Here is a 22,386-nt window from a genome sequence, read left to right on the forward strand (position 1 = left end):
GTTTTTTTTGAATATAAGAAAGTATAAATTTTTTAATGGAAATCATCCTTATATTTCTTCATGGGTTCATTAGAATTTTTATAGTAATGAGTAGGATTTTATATTCGCAAGCGTTTTCAGGTGAGGCATAATATGAATGTACCCGAGACGATCAGGGGCAAAACAAAAAAGAAGTATAAATAGGAGGTCAATGAATAATGAAAAAAATCACTTCCGTTCTATTAGCTAGTGCGTTGCTGGGTGCTGCTCTGACAGGCTGTGGTGGCAACAACAATACTACAAATAGTGCTGCAGACAATGGTAAGGCAACTAACGCTCCAAAGACTGAGAACTCGGGCACTACAACAGAAACGCCTAAAGTTGGGGTTGCCATTTACAAATTTGACGATACCTTTATGACAGGTGTTCGTAACGCTATCGATAGTGCTGCTAAAGGCATTGCTACAGTAGATATCGTAGATAGCCAAAATTCACAACCCACACAAAATGACAAGGTTGACTTATTCATCACTAAAAAATATAACGGAATGCTGATTAACCCAGTTGACCGTACAGCTGCTGGCGTCATTATTGAAAAAGCAAAAACAGCAAACATTCCAGTGGTATTCCTTAACCGCGAACCGCTTCCTGAAGATATGAAGAAATGGGATAAAGTTTATTATGTAGGCGCTAAAGCAGAAGAATCCGGTACAATGTCCGGCCAATTGATTGTTGATTACTGGAAGGCACACCCTGAAGCGGATAAGAACGGTGATGGTGTTCTCCAATACGTAATGCTGAAAGGCGAACCAGGACACCAAGATGCTGAGCTTCGTACTACTTACTCTATCCAAGCTATTGAAGATGCAGGAATCAAGGTAGAGAAACTGGCTGAAGATACAGCAATGTGGGATCGCGTTAAAGGACAAGAAAAAATGGCTGCATTCCTTGGCTCCCACGGCGACAAAATTGAAGCTGTTCTTGCTAACAACGATGATATGGCCCTCGGTGCTATTGAAGCTCTGAAAGCTTCAGGCTACTTCACCGGTGACAAATTCATGCCGGTAGTAGGTGTAGATGCAACTGCTCCTGCGGTTCAAGCGCTGGAAGATGGAACGATGCTCGGTACGGTTCTAAATGATGCGAATAACCAAGGTAAAGCTGCTATCACGGTTGCTGCTCTGCTTGCTAAAGGCGAAGCACCTACGAAAGACAATGTTGGTTTTGATATTACCGACAATCAATACGTGTGGATTTCTTACAAAAAGATTACTAAAGACAACGTAGCTGATGCTAAGTAATTATCCACGGTTACAGATTTATTCATGATCATATAACAGCACGGGGAGCGTATATCCGCTCCTCGGTATTTCTTTCAGGGAACAGGATGGAACCGCTGTGCCTCTCATAAAAAAGAAAAAAAGCGTAGGGGGCGTAACAACATGGAAAAAGCTGAGTTTTTACTGCAAATGAACAACATTACTAAAGAATTCCCCGGCGTCAAAGCGCTGGATGATGTCAGTTTAAAAGTCAGACCGGGTTCGGTGCATGCACTTATGGGTGAGAATGGTGCCGGTAAGTCTACACTTATGAAATGTCTTTTTGGTATTTATTCACCGGATGCCGGTGAGATTTTTTTGGATGGCGAGAAGGCCTCTATCAGCAGCTCAAATGATGCGTTGAAAAGCGGCATATCAATGATACACCAGGAGCTGCATCCCGTGCCATTCCGAAGTGTTATGGAGAATATCTGGCTAGGACGTTTTCCAACGAAGGGAATCGGACCGATTCAGTTTATCGACCATAAGAAAATGTACACTGACACGGAAAATTTGTTTAAAGATCTGGATATCGATCTGAATCCTGAGACATTAGTGGGCAAGCTGTCCGTATCCAAAATCCAATCCATTGAAATTGCGAAGGCTGTCTCTTTTCACTCCCGAGTTATTGTAATGGATGAACCTACTTCTTCTTTAACCAGTGTGGAAGTGGAACATTTATTCCGGATCATACGGGACCTAAGAAGTAGAGGCGTAGCTATTATCTATATATCTCACAAAATGGAAGAGATTCTTGAAATCTCTGACGAAGTTACTATCATGCGGGACGGTAAAAAAATAGGAACCTGGCTAGCGGCGGAATTAACTACTGATCTTATCATTTCCAAAATGGTGGGCCGCGATTTGACCAACCGATTCCCTGAACGCTTCAACGTACCAGGTGAAGTATACATGAAGGTGGAAGGGTTAACTTCCCCAGAGGAAAGATCTTTTAAAGATGTTTCTTTTGATTTAAGACGTGGAGAGGTCCTTGGTATTGGGGGTCTGGTAGGTGCCCAGAGAACTGAGGTTATTGAGGCATTGTTCGGTTTGCGAGCATTGAAATCTGGAACGATCTCTATTAAAGGGAAGAAGGTTAATATCAATTCTCCTAAAGATGCTAAGAAACACGGGATGGCTTTGCTTACCGAAGAACGGCGTGTAACAGGTATTTTTCCAGTCTTGTCTGTTCATGAGAATGGTGCGATTGCTAATCTACATCGTTACCAGAAACCGTACCTCCTACTGGATGGCAAGAAGAAAAAAGTGGAAGTCGATAAAATGATTGAAAAATTACGCACCAAAACGCCAACAACCAAAACGCTAATCATGAATCTTTCTGGAGGTAATCAGCAAAAGGTGCTGCTCGCTAGATGGCTGCTTACTGAGCCGGAAATCCTGCTTCTGGACGAGCCGACCCGCGGGATCGACGTAGGAGCTAAATTCGAGATTTACTCCATTATTGCCGACTTGGCCCAGCAAGGGAAGAGCATCATTATGATCTCCTCCGAAATGCCGGAGCTGCTCGGAATGTCTGACCGCGTAATGGTCATGTCGGAAGGAAGACTCACCGGTATACTAGAAGGCGAGCAAGCTACGGAAACCGAAGTTATGCGTCTCGCTGCACAGCATTAGGATAGGATTTCAATGATAGTTTTGCTAGGCGAAACTAGATTTGGTTTACGAAGAGAGTTACTCTTCGCGTAACTTTAAGGAGGAACACTACTAATGAACGCTAAAAGAGCCCAATCTTTTATAACTCAAAATGCTATTTATATTGTCTTAGTACTTCTTATTATGGGTATAGCCTTATATGAACCGGCTTTTATCTCTGTAAATACTTTGCGAGACATTATGATCCAATCATCTACACGAATTATTATCGCGCTTGGTGTTGCTTTTATTCTTATTACGGCAGGTACTGACTTGTCCGCTGGACGGGTGGTAGGTTTTACGGCGGTTATTTCCGCTTCCATGCTGCAAATCCCGGAATATTCCCGTCGCTTTTTTCCAGACCTGCCGCAAGTGGAAGTATGGCTTCCAATTCTTATTGCTATCATTGCGGGTCTCCTCTGCGGACTCGTAAATGGTTTTATTGTTTCTAAGCTTAACGTTCCACCGTTTATCGCGACACTAGGCACGATGGTTATCGTCTACGGCTTAAACTCCTTGTACTTCGATATGGACCCTAACCAATCCCAGCCAATTGGTGGTCTGCGTCCTGATTTCACCAAAATTGGTTCCGGCTTTATAGGAAGTGGCCAATATTCAATCCCATATATCGTTTTAATAGCCTTGGGTGTCGCCGCCATAGTGTGGGTGGTATTCAATAAAACCAAGCTGGGTAAGAACATGTACGCTATCGGAGGTAACATCCAGGCAGCTAAAGTATCCGGTATCGATGTATCCAAGAACCTGATTTACATCTACGCCATTGCTGGTGCTCTTTATGGTCTGGCAGGCGTTCTGGAAGCTGCTAGAACAGGTGGAGCAACCAATAACTACGGTAACATGTATGAGCTTGACGCTATTGCTGCTTGCGTAGTAGGCGGTGTATCTACAACGGGGGGTATCGGTACTGTGCCGGGTGTCTTAGTGGGGGTTATCATCTTTACTCTCATTAACTACGGTTTAACCTTTATCGGCATCAGCCCTTACTATCAGTTGATTATCAAAGGTTTGATTATTATAGCCGCAGTCGCATTTGATATGCGGAAGTACTCTTCGAAGAAGTAGCAGCGTGGTGATCGTTTGATGATCGCGTGGAGATTAAGGGCTAACTCCGGTTAATCTTGGGCTTATGGTCGCTGTTGTTCTCAGATTCCTCGAATGATACCTCGTTTTCTCCGCTACCGACATCACCTCGCTGAGGTAAGGCAGAAAAGCGTTTGCTATTTATCGCAAACGCTTTTTGGCATGTCTGCTTCGATGGCTTTGCTCTGAAGCGAGACAGGTGAAGACTCACCGGTAATTACGACACCTTACCCTAAACAGCAATTAACAACGTCACAACCAACACCGCACGAACATCATTGCCTACTGTGACCGGCAACCCCAATCCGACTTAGCCGCGGCTAAGACTAACCTGTATTACATGCAGACACTTCACTCTACATTGTTTGAATTACGTGGTGAATGAACGGTATAAATCACCCGTCCCTCATAACATCTCGCACCTCACATTCGCCCCACAGCCTGATCTATCCACACCCGCACTCGCTTTCTAGCTCAATCCGTCCTTACGCGTACCCCAACGAATCCACAGCCCTCACCATCTCCGCAGCCAGTATCGACACACCTAATTCGCTTGATGTGATTTCACCTTTCTCCCACTCCTCAAAGATCAAAAGCACATAAACCAACATTCTCCCATATTCTATAGGCAAATGCCTTTGTTAAAGGGGAGCGACTGGATGTTAAGGATTAGGTTGAATGAGCTGGGGAAAGGGAACGACAATGGCCCGTTGCAAGCGGATGTATGGAGATGGGACGGCATTGGCTGGAACGAATATATTACGCAGCAAGATGAAGATTTCATACGCACGGAAGAGGAACTATTCGTTACGATCCCAGCAGAGGCGGGATTATATCGTGTAGATTACTCTAATAAGCCTTATGAAGCGCCATACTTATTGCCGGAGTGGGTGGGGGACGATCTGCGGACCACGGGTCTGCATCCGGCGCCATTTAATCTTAAAGAGGGTACACTTTGGGGATACATTAATGACGAAGGTCGTGTTCAGATTGAACCTAGATACGAATATGCTGAGGATTTTCAGAAGAATGGGCTAGCAATTGTACAACGAAAAAACAGTAGTGGACTGATTGACAGCTCTGGACGGGAGCGGGTAAAGCCTATTTACTCGTTCATTACCCCTTTTTCGGAAGAACGTGCGGTAGTGTCGGATGCCAAGGGATACACATTTATCGATGAAAAAGGTAGAGAAGTGACTTCAGCCCGTTATGATTATCTGAACTCTTTGCATGAGGGACTTGCATTATTCTCGAAACAAAATACAACGGGTGGTCAATCGCTATATGGATACGTAGATGCGCAAGGCAAAGAGGTATTGCCTGCCATTTATTTGGACGCCAATGATTTTATGAACGGTATGGCTTTGGTCAAAATAAAGGAAGGGGAGTATGCGCTCATTGACCCTGAAGGGAATATTTCGCATACGTACAATCATCCTTTCGTAGGGAGTCCGGGTGATGGGCTGCTTTCTTATCAAGCAACTGAGAACGGTAAGTACGGCTATTTAAATACGGATGGTACGGTTGCTATTCAGCCACAATTCACTTCTGCTTTACCTTTCTCTGAGGGGCGTGCAGTGGTGAATACCGCTGAGAACTATGGTAACGCCTACGGACTGATTGATAAACAAGGAAGAATGATCATCCCTGCGAAATATTATGAAGTCCTGCAGCTTGGTGAAGGAAGAGTAGCCATAGGAACACCAGTATTCCCTAATCAGCCTTATCGTGGCTCACGCTATATTATCGCTAATGCAGAGACAGGAGCGATTTTGAGCAATCATACTTTGCTTGGAGTGAATAATTATCAGGACGGACTGGCGTCTGTATATGATGCTAAGGAGACCTTTTTTATAGATCGAACTGGAAAAAGAGCAGCTCAGCCTCCTGTTATTCAAGGGACCGGAACACTTACCCTCAGCGGACGCTTAATTAGGGCAGATATAGATCAACGTACAGCTTATTATGACCGTCAAGGGAAGCAAATTTGGAGACAAAATGGAGTTATTCCACTGAGACCTCCGTATTCGGTTGTGGAGAAGAAGTACAAACCGAACCGAGATTACCTGGTTTATTATCCGGTTGTTGAGGGAATTGCCAGCGCGGAAGTTTCGAGAGAGGTAAATGATAAGCTGCGCAAGCTGTCACTCGCGGAAGATGCCGGTAGTGGCGGAGCAACACAGGATTTCAGTTATAATGGTGATTTTTCAGTGTCCTTCTTCCGCAAAAACCTTCTAGTGCTGGAGTTAACGGGTTACCGTTATCCTTTTGGAGCAGCCCATGGTATGCCCACCAAAATCTATACACATACTAATTTACGTAACGGAAGGTTTTATAAGCTGGGTGATCTGTTTAAGCCAGGAAGTAGATACGTGGAGAAGCTAAGTAAAATCGTAGGGAAGCAGATTGAAAACGATCCACAGTACTCCTACGTTTTTCCGGATACGTATAAAGGAATTACCTCAGATCAGCCTTTTTTTGTAGATAATGAAGCGTTGTATCTTTATTTCGCCCCTTATGAGATTGCTCCTTATGCTGCGGGTTTTCCAACTTTCCGTATTCCATACGCAGAAATTATGGGACTTATCTCTACTGAGGGAGACTTTTGGCAGTCGTTTCACTAGTTACCTTATATCCATTAGCACATAGAAGTTGCTATTCTCTCGAGAATGGCGACTTTTTTGTGTTTTTTTATCGCGAAAATCTAATGCATTCAGACTCAGAAAACTTACATTCAAGACTATTAAATGTTAAAAATTAGAAGAGCACAGCTGATAGATTTATGCTACAATGACTGAGGAACAAATTACAACTTTGTAACATTTGTAGCTGGTCACTCTAAGCAGGAGCATATATTACACACAAGAATGAGGAGATGGCAGAATGAAGAACAAGAGATTAAGAGCAATTATTGGTGGTAGCGTAGCAGCTGTTATGGCACTTAGTATTTCTCTTCCACTCGAAGCGAATGCGGCCTCAACTGAAGTAACAGTAATTAAATCAGGTACTAGCCATGAGCAAGTTTTACAATATTTAAAACAAGCTAACCTACAGGGATTCCCTATTTTTAATAGCACAATCGTGGTGTCCAAGCCTCAAACAGGAACGGTTCCAAATAAAGATACATCCACCGGAACTCCGGTTACTAAGCCTTCGGATACGACTACTGTAACCAAGCCTGTAACTAAGCCTTCGGATACGACTACTGTAACTAAACCTGTGACTAACCCTACAGAGACTACACCTAGTACAGGTGCTGCGAGCAATAAAGGAACTTATGTTCAACAGATCGTAACGCTGGTAAACAAAGAGCGTGCAGCAGCTGGTCTGAAGCCTGTTTCTGGATTGGACAGCCTTCACAAAGTAGCAGCCACAAAAGCTACGGATATGCGTACTAATAACTATTTTTCACATACTTCACCTACGTATGGTTCACCATTTGATATGATGAAATCCTTTGGGATCACTTATAACGCTGCAGGTGAAAACATCGCTATGGGTCAAAAAACACCAGAAGAAGTAATGAAAGCATGGATGAACAGTCCTGGTCACAAAGCTAATATTTTGAATGCTAATTTCAATTATATCGGTGTAGGTTATGACAATAACTATTGGGTTCAAGAATTCATTGGTAAATAAGTTAAATAAAGGTGACTGAAATTAAGCGTTCTCCGATGATAATCGGGGAACGTTTTTTCTGTGTAGGCAATTTAATCACTAAATTTTTCGAGAATTTCCATGTCCATTTTTGGGTTGAAAGAGCGGAGTAGCAGGATTTATTTCTATTTTAGACATTTGCAAAACCAGTTTGGAAGATTTATGTTTATGTACATAGTTAAGATCTTTGTAAAATGTGGAACAATACATAATAGAACGGCATACGGAGGGATGGCTTTGAATGATTCAAAGTGGACATGGCGTACGGTCAGCCTGATTTCCATAGTAACAACAATAATTCTAATTGTAGGTTTAGTTTATGCGGTCAGAGACATCATCTACCCGGTGGGAGAAGCATCAGAGACCAACTTACCTCAGCAAACAGCCACTCCAACGACGGAAACAGTTAAGAAGCTTAAAGTTGTGGCTCTCGGAGATTCGCTAGCCAAGGGAACTGGTGATAACACCGGGGAAGGATTTGTTAAGCGTACGGTTAGTGGGTTATCCGCTAAAGGTGTCGAAGTTGATTTACTAGGTAATATGGGGATTAATGCTTTAACAACTGCAGGACTGCTAAGCAAGCTGGATGAAGATGGTGTAGATTACGCGCTGCATATGGCGAATGTCATTCTGCTCTCTATCGGAGGGAATGATTTATTCAAGGACTCAAATATTTTACAGAATAGTGGCGCACTTCAGAGTGAATCCACAACCGATCAAGAGCTGACCCCAGAGTCTTTGTTAGCAGCTCTTCCAGAAGCAGCGGGGAGATTAGGTAAGATTCTGGAGAAGATCTCAGAGATCAATCCGAATGCTCAAATTTATTATATGGGGTTATATAACCCCTTTGGAGATATACCAGATCTACTCGCGCCAGGGAATCAGGCGGTTGCGAAGTGGAATAATGCGGCAATGGATATTATTAACAAGCACAGCAATATGACCTTGGTTCCAACCTTTGACTTGTTTAACAAGCATCTGGACAAATACTTATCAACGGATCATTTTCATCCGAATGGGGATGGATATCAGCGAATCGGAGAACGATTCATTCAAGCTATACACTAGAACATAGGTGAGAGCCAGTTTTCTAAGGAAGATGATTATGTGTTAGATAAAATATCCTTTGAGCAAGTACTAGCCGAGGAAATGACAGTAACAAGGAGCTAAGCAGAATATGACAAAAGCGAACAGTGGAGAATCCAGCCCGGTCGTCTTGTCTGTAGACGGGGTACGGAAAAAAATAGGGCGAAAGTGGATTATAGATGATGTTACGTTTGATGTGAGAGAAGGAGAAATTTTTGGCTTCCTCGGACCCAATGGAGCAGGGAAGACAACTACAATTCGAATGCTTGTCGATTTGATTCGTCCTAGCGAGGGCAAGATTACGGTATGTGGTTACAATGTGAACCGAAATCCGGAAAAAGCGTTGCAATTTGTGGGCTCTATCGTTGAGAACCCTGAGGTATATACCTATTTGACGGGATGGGAGAATTTACAGCATTTTGCCCGAATGCAGCCTGGTATAGATAATGCACGTATTAGCGAAGTGGTCGATATTGTTCGGCTAGATCAACGAATCCATGATAAGGTAAGTACATATTCGCTTGGGATGAGACAGCGTCTTGGTATAGCGCAGGCTCTTCTGGGACGTCCGCGTTTGCTGATTCTGGACGAGCCTACAAATGGCTTAGATCCAAAGGGAATTAAGGAGCTACGAGAATTTATACGCAAGCTGGCAGATGAGGGTCTGGCGGTATTTGTATCGAGTCATTTACTTAGTGAAATCCAGCTTCTCTGTGACCGTGTCGCGATTATTAGTAAAGGGCGTGTTCTTGCGGTAGGTGCGGTTGATGAGCTGATCGCTCGAAATTCACCGTACGTGCTTTGGGAGCTGGAGCCTTTTGCTGAAGCTCAGGCATTACTGGCTGGTCGCCCAGATATTCAGATTCAGAATCTGGAAGACGTCAATTTGGATGATTCTATTATTGCAGGTATGGGTCCGGATTCTTTAATCACTATTATGGATCAGGATTTGATCCCTGAGATAGTGGCTGTTATGGTGACTGCTGAAATCGAAGTTAGGGCTGTGCATAAAATCAATCCGACACTGGAACAGCTATTCTTGAAGCTAACGGAGGGTGAGAACGTTGAATAATATGCTTCCGCTTATCCGTAATGAATGTTTAAAAATCATAAAAAAGAAACGGTTTTATGTTATACTGCTGATTCTGATTGTACTGGTGCCTATGTTCACCTACGCTCAAATGCGTTCAGCTGAGCGTAGCCGAGATAAATTCAACTCCGATTGGCGCTTGGAGATCCAGCAGCAGATCATTGATAATCAAAATTCTTTGGGCAGTGACCGAATCCCAGAGGAATGGAAGACTTATCGGCGAATATTTGTACAGCAGCTTCAGTACTACCTTCACCATGATGTGAATCCGAACGAGCCAAGTGGCGTTACCTTTACCAGAGAGTTTATGGATAATTCGGTAACTTTATTTATTCCGCTGCTTATCATGGCGGTAGCCTCGGATTTGGTCTCTGCGGAGCGAACTACAGGGACAATTAAAATGCTGCTGACAAGGCCAGTTAAGCGCTGGAAAGTTCTGTTTAGCAAAATGGCGGCACTGCTTATGTTTGTCTCGCTCATCGTACTCTCCACATTTGTGATCAGCTATCTAATCTCTGGTCTCGCTTTTGGATATAAGGGCTTCAATATCCCTGTCTTTACTGGCTTTAAGATCAGTGGGGACTCGGTAGATATGTCTACTGTACATGCAGTACCACAGTGGAAATATATGCTTATGCAAGGTGGATTGGTTTGGTTCGTAAGCGTCATTGTTGCCTTGCTTGCTTTTATGATCTCTGTACTTGTAAGGAGCACTGCTGCTAGTATAGTAGTGATGATGGCAGCGCTGATCGCTGGAAGTATTCTGACCAATATGGCTTCAGCCTGGACAACAGCGAAATATTTATTTATGGTAAATCTTGGACTGACCGGTTATTTGTCAGGAACTCCCGCACCCATAGAGGGGATGTCCTTGTCATTTTCCATGGCTGTATTGGCTGTATGGGGGGCTGCTTCGGTGATCATTTCATTCGCCGTCTTTACGAAAAGGGATATTTTGAATTAGAATGTACAAAGTGACGAAAACGTTTGTTTGCATTTCTAGAAATATAAGAAAGTATAAGTTTTGATAAGTTTTGCACTTATACTGCATGACTTATATTTCTCGCTTAAAGGCTTACCGTCTTTATAAGGACGCCGAAGGCGTTAATGCTTGAGTATAGAGAAAAGAAGGAGGAGCATGAATGCTCGAACAGATCGATATGTTTGCTGAAGTTTCTAATAACGGCGAGAATAGCCGTACTGGATACGATGCTGACGACATTCAAGTGCTCGAAGGTCTGGTTGCAGTACGCAAACGACCTGGCATGTATATCGGCAGTACAAGTTCTTCGGGACTACATCATCTAGTATGGGAAATTGTAGATAATGCTGTGGATGAGCATTTAGCCAAGTATTGTACGAAGATTGACTTACTACTTCGCAAAGATGGCTCAGTAACGGTGACGGACAACGGTCGTGGGATTCCAACTGGAATGCATAAGACAGGGGTACCAACACCGCAAGTTGTATTTACAATTTTGCATGCAGGCGGTAAATTTGGGGGATCTGGTTACAAGAAATCAGGCGGTTTGCATGGCGTAGGGGCCTCAGTAACGAATGCTTTGTCTGAATGGCTTGAAGTAGAGATTTATCGTGAAGGCAAAATCCATCGTCAACGTTTTGAATATTGGGTGGACAAGAAGGGGAAAGAGCATGTTGGCGAACCTGTAACGGGCCTTGAAATTCTGGGCAACACCAACAAAACCGGTTCGAAAATTACTTTTAAACCGGATATTCGCGTCTTTCCAAATGGAATTGCCCTGAATTATGACACGCTGGCAGAGCGGGTACAGGAGATTGCCTTTCTGAATTCCGGTCTGCGTATTACGCTGCATGATGAGCGGAGCAATCGTCAGGACGAGTTCTTTTACGAGGGTGGAGCAAGCCAATTTGTACAATTTCTGAATGAGGGCAAGGATGTTCTGCATGATGTCATTCACTTCAGCGCAGAAAAGGACGATATCGAAGTGGAAGTGGCTCTTCAGTACAATGGTGGCTATACAGAAACCTTGGCTTCCTTCGTTAACTCCATTCCTACTCGTAGCGGTGGTACTCATGAGACGGGCTTTAAGACTGCGTATACCCGTGTGCTAAATGACTATGCCCGCCGTACACAGTTGCTTAAAGAAAAGGATAAGAATTTAGAAGGAAATGATTTGCGCGAAGGTATGATGGCTGTCATTAGTGTCAAAATGTCCGAGGTTGAATTTGTTGGACAGACGAAGGATCAGCTCGGCAGTGCTTCTGCCCGTAGTGCAGTAGACTACATTGTATCTGAGAATATGGCTCGTTTCCTGGAAGAGAACCCACAGGTTGCACAGAGTCTTCTGAAAAAATCGATTCAGGCTTCGAAGGCTCGGGAAGCGGCTCGCAAAGCCCGTGATGAGATCCGTACAGGTAAGAAACGCAGTGAGAGCTCGAATCTTGGCGGGAAATTATCACCTGCGCAGTCTAAGGACGTTACACGAACTGAGCTGTTCATCGTAGAAGGTGATTCGGCCGGTGGCTCGGCGAAGCAAGGCCGTGATTCTAAGATTCAGGCGATCTTGCCGCTAAAAGGAAAACCGATGAATCCGGAAAAAGCCAAGCTGCTGGATATCCTGAAGAACGATGAATATAAAGCGATCATTTCCACGATTGGTGCAGGAATTGGTCCGGACTTTACCGTCGAAGACAGCAATTATTCCAAAATTATCATTATGACCGATGCGGATACAGATGGAGCGCATATTCAGGTGCTGCTGCTGACATTTTTCTATCGTTATATGAAGCCGTTAATAGATGCTGGAAAAGTCTTTATCGCCCAGCCTCCGCTTTATAAGCTGACCCGCAAAACGGGCAAGCTGGAAACCGTAAGGTATGCATGGAGTGATGAAGAACTGCAAAATTACTTAAAGGAATTCGGCAAAAACTTCGAGCTTCAGCGTTATAAAGGATTGGGTGAGATGAACCCGGATCAGCTGTGGGAAACGACGATGAATCCAGAGTCGCGTACGCTGCTTCAGGTGCAGATTGAGGATGCTGCTAAGGCTGAGCGTCGTGTTTCTACACTTATGGGGGATAAAGTCGATCCTCGTAAACGCTGGATTGTTGAAAATGTCGATTTCACTGAAATTGTAGAATAGTTGCAGTGAGTATTGCTGGCAAGTGACGAATACTTCCACTGTTATTAATTTTTTGGTGATAGGCAAACGGAGTGGCGGAATCGTTCTGGAGGAGCGTTAGCGTTCGCCTTTGTTTCCGGATTTTATCCGCAATCGGCGGTTATAATCAAAAAAATCTGGAAACAACAGCGACCGGAAGAATGATCTGCACGCGAAGTGAATGAATATCACCAATCTTTAAGAAAGTGGACAGATTGAGGAACAGAAGGTGAGCAAAGTGAGTAGTTTATCAGAACAATTTTTGCCGGCTTTTCTGGAAGAGGTCGTCGGTGACCGCTTTGGTCGGTATTCCAAATACATTATTCAGGACCGGGCGATTCCCGATGTCCGCGATGGACTTAAGCCCGTACAGCGCCGGATTCTTTATGCGATGTACGATTCTGGCAATACGCCTGACAAGCCGTACCGCAAGTCAGCCAAAACTGTCGGGGATGTAATGGGTAATTACCATCCACACGGTGACTCTTCGATTTATGATGGCATGGTTCGTATGGCACAGCCATGGAAGATGGGGCATGTACTTGTTGACGGTCACGGCAACTGGGGTTCAATGGATGATGACCCTGCTGCAGCGATGCGTTATACGGAAGCACGGTTATCTCCGATTGCTATGGAGATGATGCGTGATATCGAGAAGCGGACGGTACTGTTTAAGGACAACTTTGACAATACCGCCAAAGAGCCTGTTGTTGTTCCCTCTCGTTATCCGAACTTACTCGTGAATGGCACGAGTGGAATTTCCGCAGGTTTTGCCACTGAGATTCCGCCACATAACCTACGTGAGGTTATTGATGCTTGTATCGCAGTAATGCAGAAGCCGGATATTGAACTTGAAGATATCATGACCTTCATGAAAGGTCCGGATTTCCCTACAGGCGGCACTATTATGGGCGGTGACGGCATCATGGATGCTTACCGCACAGGAAAAGGCCGTATTTATTTACGCTCCAAGACTGAGATCGAGAATATGCGTGGTGGCAAGCAACAAATCGTGATTACTGAAGTTCCATTCCAGATTGTTAAATCACGACTAGTTACCTCCATGGAAAATATTCGATTAGAGAAGAAGATCGATGGCATTGCCGAAGTTCGTGATGAAAGTGGACGAGAAGGACTTCGGATTGTAGTGGAACTCAAGAAAGAAGCTGATGCTCAAGGTGTTTTGGCGTATCTGCTCAAAAAAACTGATCTTCAAATCACCTATAACTTCAATATGGTGGCGATCGTCAACAAAGCTCCGCAACAGCTTGGTCTCAAAGCCATCCTGGAGGCCTATATCGCGCATCAGCGTGAAGTAGTGACTCACCGGACCCAATTTGATCTGGAGCGCGCAGAAGACCGTGCTCATGTCTTAGAGGGCTTGGTTAAAGCGTTGAATATTCTTGATGAGGTCATCGCTGCCATCAAAGCATCGAAGAACCGGCAGGATGCTCAGAACAATCTCGTGTGGATGTTCGGGTTCAGTGAGCGTCAAGCGGATTCTATCCTTACCTTGCAATTGTATCGTTTGACCAATTTGGAGATTACTTCACTCCAAAAAGAATTGGATGAAATGATGGCAAAGATTACACATCTACGCGGCATATTGGAAAGTGACAAGAAGCTCGTAGCTGTAATCCGTAAGGAATTGCTGGAGATCCGCGACAAGTACGGAATCGATCGTCGTTCTTTGATCCAAGGTGAAGTAGAAGAGCTTAAAGTTAGCCTTGAAACGCTAGTCAACGCGGAGGATGTATTAGTTGCACTTTCTGCAGATGGTTATATTAAGCGCACTAGTATGCTTTCCTTCACCCGTTCTGGTGGTGAGCGTCAAACTTCAGGGGTTAAAGAGGGCGATCATATCGTCAAGCTGCTCGATGTGAATACCCGTGACAGTCTGCTGGTATTTACACGCAAGGGACAGTACTTCTTGCTTCCTGTTCACCAGATACCAGAGTTTAAATGGAAAGAACCTGGTACAGCGATTGTTAACGTTATCGGATTGTCTAAAGGGGATGGAATCATAAGCGTGATTCCGGTCAATAATCTTGATGATCCGCAGCAAAGTCTTGTGTTTATCACCCGTAGAGGTCAGGTTAAACGTACAGAGCTCAAGGAATACTCTACAAGCCGTTCTGGAGCCGTAGCAGCCTGTAAGGTAGCAGACGGTGATGAGATCATTACAGTGGCTACTAGTACGAATGACAAGGATATTGTACTCGTGACTCGTGAAGGAATGAGTATTAGATTCCATGAGAATGAAGTTAATCCTATGGGCCGTGTTGCATCCGGTGTAAGAGGAATTCAGCTTCGTGAGGGCGATGAGGTAATTTCTTGCTTCTGGGTCAGTGAAGATGAAGGCGAGATTCTCTCCATCTCCGATATCGGATATGCAAAACGCTCATTACTAGTAGATTATCCATCTCAAAGCCGTGGTGGCAAAGGGATGCCAACCTTTGAATTTAAGGAAGGCAAGCGAGTACGACCAAATGGCAGCAAATTGGCAGGGGCCTTCTATTGCAGAGAACCGCTGGAACTGAATGCAATTACAAGGGAGAATGCACATCACACATTCTCATCTGAATCTGCACCACTTGGAGAGCGTCGTTCTACAGGCAAACAAATTGTTCCTGTGGAGAAAAAAGATGAGATTGTTAATCTTTTCCTAGCAGTTAAATAAAGCAAACTAGTAATTCACATATTTCTCGCATAAACGCTTACCACCGTCCTTAAAGGACGCCGAAGGCGCTTTAGCTTATCAAGGTACTTAGTCAATTCTTTTTAAGAACTGACTAAGTACCTTTTTTAAATTTTATAGCTTTACAGTGCAGAAGATTTATTTTTCTTCTTTTGCAGGAAATGGAATTTGTTTCGCGAAAATGTAGTATACCGGATAGAACCGCAAAGAAAGGAAGGAATCAGTGTGCACGCTTCTGAATTCAGTAAAATTTGGCATAAAATTTTGAAAGATTACAAACTACATATGGACAGTAATCTTGCCCCAACGCTAACGGATGCCCAACTCACAGTACTTGAACTGCTTCAGGAACGTGATGCCATGAAGCCTTCTGATCTGGCCCCACATCTGGCGACCAGTCCTGCAGCGGTTACTATGCTACTTGATCGGATGGAGAAGAATGGGCTTATCATCCGGGAGAGAGATGCTGCGGATCGCCGTATTGTATGGGTGAGTATAACGGAAATTGGAACGCAGGAGACTGTACGTGGTTTGAAGATCCGCAGTGATTTTTTTGCAGAAGCGCTTGATCCGATTTCGTCTCATAACCAACAGTTACTTCTCTATTTAATGGGCAAAATGGTTGTTACAACTACACCGGAAGGTTCTACACCATGAATAATCGGGATGACAAGGGCCGGAGATAGATTGAGGTACAAGCTTGTGATGACAAGCGATTAAGAAAGTACAACAACACACTTTATTTCAAAAAAAGAAGGCCATCCATTAACGGATAGCCTTCTTTTGTAATTCCTTAGACCACAAATCCCAAGGATGGGTTTGCGGGGGCAGGGAAATAAGTTCTACTTCTTCTTTAGTAACAGGGTGGGGAAAGCCTACAAGTGCAGACCACAGTGCAATTTGCTGTCCAGGTCTGTTCACTGAAGCCCCATACTTCTGATCACCGTATAATGGGCAGCCGATGGAGCTGAGTTGCACTCGGATTTGATGTGAACGACCGGTAAGTAAATCGATCTTGAGCAGGCTATAGCCCTCTGCACTGCCAAGCACCGTGTAATCCAGAATGGCTTCCTTACCGCCGGGTGTTCCTTTCCGGACTACGGTGACGGTATTACTCTTAGCGTCTTTAAGCAGCGTATCGGTAAGACGATCATAAGATGCTGGTGGTTTTCCGTGTACGACCGTTAAATACACCTTATGAAAGCTGTGAGTTCGGACACTCTCGGACAGTCTTGATGCTGCTTTAGATGTCTTGGCAAAGATCATTGCACCCCCAACCGGACGATCCAGGCGGTGGACTAGCCCCATATAGACGTTGCCGGGCTTGTTAAATCGTTCCTTCACATCTTCTTTGAGCAGGTTGAGCAGATCAGGATCTCCAGTGGCATCCTCCTGAACAGGAATATTCACAGGCTTCACGATACCTAGAAGATGATTATCTTCGTATAACACTTCAAATCGCTTCGATGCTCCGTCCAGCGGCTCGCTGCTGCCAGATAAATGCTGTGTCATGGCTTACGCCTCCCAGCGTCCCAGAATACCGCATGGCAGGTTCATGCCGGAGGAAGTGATCGGAAGACCGATTTCACCGGAGGTGAGTTTCCCTCCATAACGTTTGCCCATGGTCATCGACAACATATTACGTAGTACAGTTGGCGAAATCCCAGTGGTGTATGAATTGATTAGCATAAACAAAGGTTTATCGCTCATTATTTGCATACAGCTCTCAAGGAATGGATATAAGCTGGACTCCAGCTTCCACATTTCTCCGCCAGGTCCTCTTCCATAGGAAGGCGGATCCATAATGATCGCATCATACTTACTACCACGGCGTTGTTCGCGTTGTACGAATTTGAATACGTCATCCGTAATGTAGCGGACTGGACGTTCTCCCAGGCCAGACAGCTGCACATTTTCTTTCGCCCATTGCACCATTCCCTTGGCTGCATCCACGTGAACAACAGAAGCGCCAGCACTTGCTGCGGCTACAGTAGCTCCACCAGTATAGGCAAATAGATTTAGTACTGAGATCGGACGGTTAGCAGCCGCAATCTTGTCCATCATCCAGCTCCAGTTGGCCGCTTGTTCAGGGAATAAACCTGTATGCTTAAAATTCGTAGGACGCAGGTGGAATTTTAATTTTCCGTAACTAATCTTCCAATCATCCGGAATTGTTTTTTTCATTTCCCATTGTCCACCACCAGCCGAGGAACGGTGATAATGACCGTGTACATCACGCCATTTCGCTGTCTCATTGGAGAGAGGCCAAATAATTTGTGGATCAGGACGGCGCAGGATAATGTCACCCCAACGTTCGAGCTTCTCTCCACCGCCAGTGTCAATTACTTCATAGTCTTTCCAGTCGCTAGCTATATACATTTTTTAATCCATCCTTCAAAAATTCATTTAGCCTTTATTGTACATCATTTCACCATATAGCTACAAACAAAATACGCACAGGCTTAACACTCTGCTTATTTTATCCAACGAAGATTATGTGTATAATATTTCCATGCTTGCAGCTATTATTGTGGCAGATCAAGCAATGATTGTGTATGATCAGATACCAGAGTCCTTACAATATTTACGATCGGAGAATTGCAGCTAATGTTCAATCTCGCACCTTTATATTTCCCGATAACTGCAAATCCAGCCCAAACAAGTGAATTTCTACCCAGCCAAGTTTTGCTGCCGTACATTCGCTGTTACTGGGGCTCTGCTACACCACGTATTCGTACAGAGGTATCAGTTCCCATAGTGGACAAGGTATCTTGTGACGCACCTCGAATGGAAACGATTATTCCAGATACATGTATGGACATTATTTGGAATTTGAATGAATCAACAGGCATAACAACCACCGTATTTTCCGGCATCAATGATGCTCCTTTTGAAGTCCCTTCAGACAGGGGGGGAGGTATGATCTCAACATTCGGTATCCGATTTCATTTCTGGGCCGTTCATTTTTTTGCGGATGACCATCTCCGGGATGTTCTGAATGCATTTGTGGATGTGGACCAATACTTCGGTACTTTTAAAAGAGAGCTAGGACTACTACTGGAACAAGCAAATTCTATAAATGAAAGAATAGCGGTAGCTGAGGCTTATCTGTTTCAGCGTCTGGAGCATGGAGGACGGACTAACGACCGGATGATGAATGCAGTTTATACCCTAATTAAGCAAAAGGGTGTGGTAACAGCTGAGGATTTGGAAACTAGCTCTAATCTAAGCAGACGTCAACTAGAAAGACTTTTTCAAGAATACATAGGTGTATCACCTAAAAAAACAGCTGATCTTGTGCGATTTCAGAATGTATGGCGGGAAATGTACCATCTGCCTGTGCAGACGAAGATTATGCAGGATCTTATTTTTACGTATGGATTCAGCCACCAGCCTCATTTCATAAACAGTTTTAAGAAATATGCGGGAAGAACACCACTTGACGCTTTAGTCTATGCCGGCAGATAAATGTCGCAATTTTGCAATACAAAGGGTTCTAGCCTTGTTAAACTCAAGTAAGAAATGAAAACAATGATGATGAGAATGAAAGGGGACAAATTATGATTTCGTCTTTTGAAGGTACTAACATCTACACTAAGGATACTGCAGCGTTGGCTGCATTTTATTCGGAGGTGTTAGGTATTCCAATCCCGTTCGAAGGTTACGGTAATTTTGATGGCGCAAAGATTGGATTCGACAAGAAGCAGCCTGGAATTATCATTTGGGATGCGACGAAATGGGAAAAGCTCACGACAGGCTTTGTTAATTTAGTATTCGGCTGTGATAATCTCGATGAGACGTATGAGCAGTTAAAGGCTAAGGGTCTGGATTGTCAGCCACCGGTTACGATGGAATATGGCGGGAAAGAAATGAACTTCCGTGATCCTGACGGGAACCACATCACCTTGCTCGAAGGAGCATATTAATTCAGTATTAGTAAAAATAAAGATCGAACGCAAACGTAACCGTGTGAATAACGGACGTTTGCGTTTTTTTATTTTTATTCTATTTGACAATGATAATCATTATCAAATAGAATGAGGGTGAAGCACACATCATTAAAATTTTATGTTTAGTAATGGGAGGAACAGAAAGATGACTAAAGTGCTAGTGGCATATGCCAGTTTAACTGGAAACACTGAGGAAATGGCTGAATTGATTGTAGAGGGAATACGCCAAGCAGGCGGTGAGGCCGTTTTGAAATCGGTCACTGAATGCAATGCGGTTGAGATAAATTCATATGAAGGCGTTCTGCTAGGAGCATACACTTGGGGAGATGGAGAGCTGCCTGATGAAGCTCTTGATTTCTATGAGGAGATGGATGAGCTTGATTTGACCGCTGTGAAGTCGGCAGTTTTTGGTAGTGGTGATACAGGTTATGCCATTTATTGTGGGGCCGTGGACTTAATCGTGGAGAAGTTAAAGGAACGCGGGGCTGTATTATTACAGGATAGCCTAAAGATTGAATATGGACCAAACGCTGCTGAAAAAGAAGCTTGCCGTCAATTCGGTCGTCAATTTATCGAAGCATGTATGGTGGCATCATAGGATGGGCGGGCCAGCGGGAAGTTGGATGAAAAAATCAGTGAATTTACATACGCCTTCGTATAAACGACTGCATGATTATCGAGTGGAGCACATTATGCTTGGCGGGACCGAGAATTTATCAAGTGGCGCTCCAGCGACCGGGCTCCCACGCTGGCGCCAGCAGGTTCAATATGCTGTAGGGCATACACTTAATGACTTTTATAGTTTGCTGCCTGAAATTCGAAGGGAGACACCGATACAATTTCTGTTAGAGCGTCGATGGCCTCCTAGGGGGGATGCTTTTCCTTCATTGCTGCAATATTGGGATATCAAGACGAGTATAGCTGATGAACTTATGCGTATCGTTTCGACCAATCATCTAGAGGAAATTCCGGTAATGCTATACGAACAGTGGTATGTACCCATCCCGGAGCTGAATCTGGAGCTTTCTATGATTACTCAACTAGCTTGGAATTCTGCTCAGAATGGTCGAAGTCTAAACATTCAGAAGTTTATGGTGAATGGCAATGAGGATACCATTGCGGGCTTTTTGCATATGGCTAACGTCTTCTGTTATGCGGCTTACGGTGAACCTGCGGAGACCGTAGAAATTTATTCCCTACTAGAGGGTCGTAAATACTCTTACAAGGGAAATGCTGTCCCATATAAGGAGTCCTTGGATTACGTGCGATTGTTATCTGTGTTCCTGGAGCAGGAAGTACACGCTGATGGCTCATTAAGCTGCAGTGACCGTAGAAAGGATAGAGGCGAAGCTAATGTTGGAGGCTTTGGGCCCATGTGATTACTCTAATAATAAAATAAGGCCTCCTGCGCTACAGGCGAGAACGCCCATTAGACAGGAGGCTTTATTTCTATGGATTAGCCGATAAATCGGTAATAATCCTGTTTATTCTGAATGACAAAGCCACAGCTTTCATATAGCTTAAGCGCATTGGGATTATCTAGAGCGACTTCTAAATTAATTCCGTTATAGTTTTTACGTTCTCTTTCGATCGTTTGAAGAAGAGCGCTTCGACCAATACCAAGCCCCCGTAACTTCTTGTTGACGGTAAATCCATAGATCCAGGTTTCATTATCTTCGGTCCACAGCCGCATTTTGCCAACAGGTTGTCCGTCCATTTCGATCATAATATGTTCTTGTAGATCTTCCTGCTTCTGCAAGTCATAAAGTTCGGTGGCATCCTCAATCTTAATGTCAAAGCCTCCACAATCCAGCTCGACGAGAATTGAGGCTTCGTCTTCACGAGCAGGTCGTAAGATCACAGTCCCTGTGGCGGAGCTTGCATCAGAAGAAGCAACCGAATGTCCGCCCCATTTCATTTGGTATTCTGCGTGATTAAACTGTAGCGGTAGTGTTTGAAGGAATGCAACCCCGGATGACGAGGCAGCGGGAGCGTTTAGAAGTAAGGTAGCAATATTGCCACGTTTGATTATAATTTGCGCTCGGTTCCACAGAGAGGTGAAGATCCCCCGACGGCGGTAACCTGGTCGAACCATGCCACAGATCTCCATATCGCTTCCAAATCCATAAAGTCCTAAGAAGCCGACGAGTAAATCATCTTCATAAGTCACGACCCATTCCGTATCCCCTACGCTTGATGGCTGGCGAAGCATATCCCAATTCAATTTCAGTGAAATTCCGTCATATTGCTCACAGCGTTCTTGTAATTCTTCTATATTTCTCAAAGTATCAGTAGTAGTCAAACCCGTTTCCTCCTAAAGTGTATTTGAACTAAGTGTATTAGTTCGAATAGGCTATTAAAGCTTCACGGAAACGGGAACGGAGATCAGTCTCACTCGCCTGTGTTTCCGCTCAGCACGTCCTTATACTCCGGATGCTTCTCGAATTGATGAGCTGCATAGGAGCACACAGGAACAATCTTCAAATTTTCATTTCGAGCCTTATCTACAACAGCCCGTACAAGTTCTTCACCGGTACCTTTACCGCGCAGTTCCTCGGAGACACGAGTGTGGTCAATGACCAATTCCCCAGCATCTTTGTCCAAACTGTATGTGATCTCGGCAAGGTCCTTACCGTCATTCGCAACAAAAAAACGTCCTGTTCCATTTTGAATTTGCATCTTATGGCTTCACTCCTAAATTGTTATTGCC

Annotated in this window: 19 protein-coding genes; 15 read left to right on the plus strand and 4 right to left on the minus strand. The window is 44.2% G+C overall.

Annotated features, from left to right (window positions below; genetic code table 11):
* Positions 1-197 precede the first annotated feature (197 nt).
* The 11 genes from UQ64_RS07145 to UQ64_RS07195 all read left to right on the plus strand — a co-directional run bounded on the left by UQ64_RS07145 (position 198) and on the right by UQ64_RS07195 (position 16,383).
* Positions 198-1,280, plus strand: coding sequence for a galactose ABC transporter substrate-binding protein (locus UQ64_RS07145; protein ID WP_156417475.1), 1,083 nt, complete (start codon positions 198-200; stop codon positions 1,278-1,280).
* A gap of 141 nt (positions 1,281-1,421) precedes the next feature.
* Entirely contained in the window at positions 1,422-2,933 is a 1,512-nt protein-coding gene (locus UQ64_RS07150; RefSeq protein ID WP_060622770.1) for a sugar ABC transporter ATP-binding protein, read from the plus strand.
* Between the two features lie 93 nt (positions 2,934-3,026).
* Entirely contained in the window at positions 3,027-4,034 is a 1,008-nt protein-coding gene (gene mglC / locus UQ64_RS07155) for a galactose/methyl galactoside ABC transporter permease MglC (RefSeq protein WP_060622771.1), read from the plus strand.
* A 677-nt stretch (positions 4,035-4,711) separates the two neighbouring features.
* The gene (locus UQ64_RS07160; RefSeq protein ID WP_060622772.1) at positions 4,712-6,676 is read left to right on the plus strand and encodes a WG repeat-containing protein; all 1,965 of its coding nucleotides are present in this window, start codon (positions 4,712-4,714) and stop codon (positions 6,674-6,676) included.
* 259 nt (positions 6,677-6,935) lie between these two features.
* Positions 6,936-7,691, plus strand: a complete 756-nt coding sequence (locus UQ64_RS07165; protein WP_060622773.1) for a CAP domain-containing protein — start codon at positions 6,936-6,938, stop codon at positions 7,689-7,691.
* 249 nt (positions 7,692-7,940) lie between these two features.
* The gene (locus UQ64_RS07170) at positions 7,941-8,777 is read left to right on the plus strand and encodes a GDSL-type esterase/lipase family protein (RefSeq protein WP_060623254.1); all 837 of its coding nucleotides are present in this window, start codon (positions 7,941-7,943) and stop codon (positions 8,775-8,777) included.
* A gap of 109 nt (positions 8,778-8,886) precedes the next feature.
* Complete coding sequence (locus tag UQ64_RS07175; protein ID WP_060622774.1) at positions 8,887-9,867, plus strand: ABC transporter ATP-binding protein; 981 nt, start codon at positions 8,887-8,889, stop codon at positions 9,865-9,867.
* Entirely contained in the window at positions 9,860-10,849 is a 990-nt protein-coding gene (locus UQ64_RS07180; RefSeq protein ID WP_060622775.1) for an ABC transporter permease, read from the plus strand. Before UQ64_RS07175 ends, UQ64_RS07180 begins: the two co-directional genes overlap by 8 nt.
* A 178-nt stretch (positions 10,850-11,027) precedes the next feature.
* Positions 11,028-13,010 carry a DNA topoisomerase IV subunit B gene (gene parE / locus UQ64_RS07185; protein ID WP_042190046.1) on the plus strand — a complete coding sequence of 661 codons (1,983 nt, stop codon included), beginning with the start codon at positions 11,028-11,030 and terminating at the stop codon, positions 13,008-13,010.
* A 256-nt stretch (positions 13,011-13,266) separates the two neighbouring features.
* Entirely contained in the window at positions 13,267-15,708 is a 2,442-nt protein-coding gene (gene gyrA, locus UQ64_RS07190; RefSeq protein WP_060622776.1) for a DNA gyrase subunit A, read from the plus strand.
* Between the two features lie 243 nt (positions 15,709-15,951).
* Positions 15,952-16,383 (plus strand): MarR family winged helix-turn-helix transcriptional regulator, encoded by a 432-nt coding sequence (locus UQ64_RS07195; RefSeq protein ID WP_060623255.1) that lies wholly within the window; start codon positions 15,952-15,954, stop codon positions 16,381-16,383.
* Positions 16,384-16,491: 108 nt separating this feature from the next.
* On the opposite strand, the gene UQ64_RS07200 is transcribed toward UQ64_RS07195, so the two are convergent.
* Both UQ64_RS07200 and UQ64_RS07205 read right to left on the minus strand, forming a co-directional pair.
* On the minus strand, positions 16,492-17,238 hold the full coding sequence (locus tag UQ64_RS07200; RefSeq protein ID WP_060622777.1) for an RluA family pseudouridine synthase: 747 nt from the start codon (positions 17,236-17,238) through the stop codon (positions 16,492-16,494).
* Between the two features lie 3 nt (positions 17,239-17,241).
* On the minus strand, positions 17,242-18,105 hold the full coding sequence (locus UQ64_RS07205) for a class I SAM-dependent methyltransferase (RefSeq protein WP_042190039.1): 864 nt from the start codon (positions 18,103-18,105) through the stop codon (positions 17,242-17,244).
* A 228-nt stretch (positions 18,106-18,333) separates the two neighbouring features.
* On the opposite strand from UQ64_RS07205, the gene UQ64_RS07210 reads away from it, so the two are divergent.
* The 4 genes from UQ64_RS07210 (at position 18,334) to UQ64_RS07225 (ending at position 21,055) form a co-directional block, all read left to right on the plus strand.
* A complete protein-coding gene (locus UQ64_RS07210) occupies positions 18,334-19,194 on the plus strand; it encodes a helix-turn-helix domain-containing protein (RefSeq protein ID WP_060622778.1) in 861 nt (286 codons plus the stop codon).
* Positions 19,195-19,286: 92 nt separating this feature from the next.
* Positions 19,287-19,652, plus strand: a complete 366-nt coding sequence (locus UQ64_RS07215) for a VOC family protein (protein WP_060622779.1) — start codon at positions 19,287-19,289, stop codon at positions 19,650-19,652.
* Between the two features lie 169 nt (positions 19,653-19,821).
* Entirely contained in the window at positions 19,822-20,274 is a 453-nt protein-coding gene (locus UQ64_RS07220; protein ID WP_060622780.1) for a flavodoxin, read from the plus strand.
* The gene (locus tag UQ64_RS07225) at positions 20,195-21,055 is read left to right on the plus strand and encodes a hypothetical protein (protein ID WP_209445729.1); all 861 of its coding nucleotides are present in this window, start codon (positions 20,195-20,197) and stop codon (positions 21,053-21,055) included. Before UQ64_RS07220 ends, UQ64_RS07225 begins: the two co-directional genes overlap by 80 nt.
* A gap of 77 nt (positions 21,056-21,132) precedes the next feature.
* Here the strand turns inward: UQ64_RS07225 and UQ64_RS07230 are convergent, their stop codons facing one another.
* Positions 21,133-21,978 carry a GNAT family N-acetyltransferase gene (locus UQ64_RS07230; protein WP_060622782.1) on the minus strand — a complete coding sequence of 282 codons (846 nt, stop codon included), beginning with the start codon at positions 21,976-21,978 and terminating at the stop codon, positions 21,133-21,135.
* Positions 21,979-22,067: 89 nt separating this feature from the next.
* A complete protein-coding gene (locus UQ64_RS07235; RefSeq protein WP_060622783.1) occupies positions 22,068-22,355 on the minus strand; it encodes a GNAT family N-acetyltransferase in 288 nt (95 codons plus the stop codon).
* Positions 22,356-22,386: the final 31 nt, after the last annotated feature.

The organism is Paenibacillus etheri, assembly GCF_001012825.1.
Classification (GTDB): domain Bacteria; phylum Bacillota; class Bacilli; order Paenibacillales; family Paenibacillaceae; genus Paenibacillus_AQ; species Paenibacillus_AQ etheri.

Coding starts and splice junctions, on each gene's coding strand:
- UQ64_RS07170 (WP_060623254.1), top strand. CDS start 7,941: ATGGCTTTGAATGATTCAAAGTGGACATGGCGTACGGTCAGCCTGATT.
- mglC (WP_060622771.1), top strand. CDS start 3,027: ATGAACGCTAAAAGAGCCCAATCTTTTATAACTCAAAATGCTATTTAT.
- UQ64_RS07215 (WP_060622779.1), top strand. CDS start 19,287: ATGATTTCGTCTTTTGAAGGTACTAACATCTACACTAAGGATACTGCA.
- UQ64_RS07165 (WP_060622773.1), top strand. CDS start 6,936: ATGAAGAACAAGAGATTAAGAGCAATTATTGGTGGTAGCGTAGCAGCT.
- UQ64_RS07160 (WP_060622772.1), top strand. CDS start 4,712: ATGTTAAGGATTAGGTTGAATGAGCTGGGGAAAGGGAACGACAATGGC.
- UQ64_RS07220 (WP_060622780.1), top strand. CDS start 19,822: ATGACTAAAGTGCTAGTGGCATATGCCAGTTTAACTGGAAACACTGAG.
- UQ64_RS07225 (WP_209445729.1), top strand. CDS start 20,195: ATGGACCAAACGCTGCTGAAAAAGAAGCTTGCCGTCAATTCGGTCGTC.
- UQ64_RS07150 (WP_060622770.1), top strand. CDS start 1,422: ATGGAAAAAGCTGAGTTTTTACTGCAAATGAACAACATTACTAAAGAA.
- parE (WP_042190046.1), top strand. CDS start 11,028: ATGCTCGAACAGATCGATATGTTTGCTGAAGTTTCTAATAACGGCGAG.
- UQ64_RS07210 (WP_060622778.1), top strand. CDS start 18,334: ATGTTCAATCTCGCACCTTTATATTTCCCGATAACTGCAAATCCAGCC.
- UQ64_RS07145 (WP_156417475.1), top strand. CDS start 198: ATGAAAAAAATCACTTCCGTTCTATTAGCTAGTGCGTTGCTGGGTGCT.
- UQ64_RS07205 (WP_042190039.1), bottom strand. CDS start 18,105: ATGTATATAGCTAGCGACTGGAAAGACTATGAAGTAATTGACACTGGC.
- UQ64_RS07200 (WP_060622777.1), bottom strand. CDS start 17,238: ATGACACAGCATTTATCTGGCAGCAGCGAGCCGCTGGACGGAGCATCG.
- UQ64_RS07175 (WP_060622774.1), top strand. CDS start 8,887: ATGACAAAAGCGAACAGTGGAGAATCCAGCCCGGTCGTCTTGTCTGTA.
- UQ64_RS07235 (WP_060622783.1), bottom strand. CDS start 22,355: ATGCAAATTCAAAATGGAACAGGACGTTTTTTTGTTGCGAATGACGGT.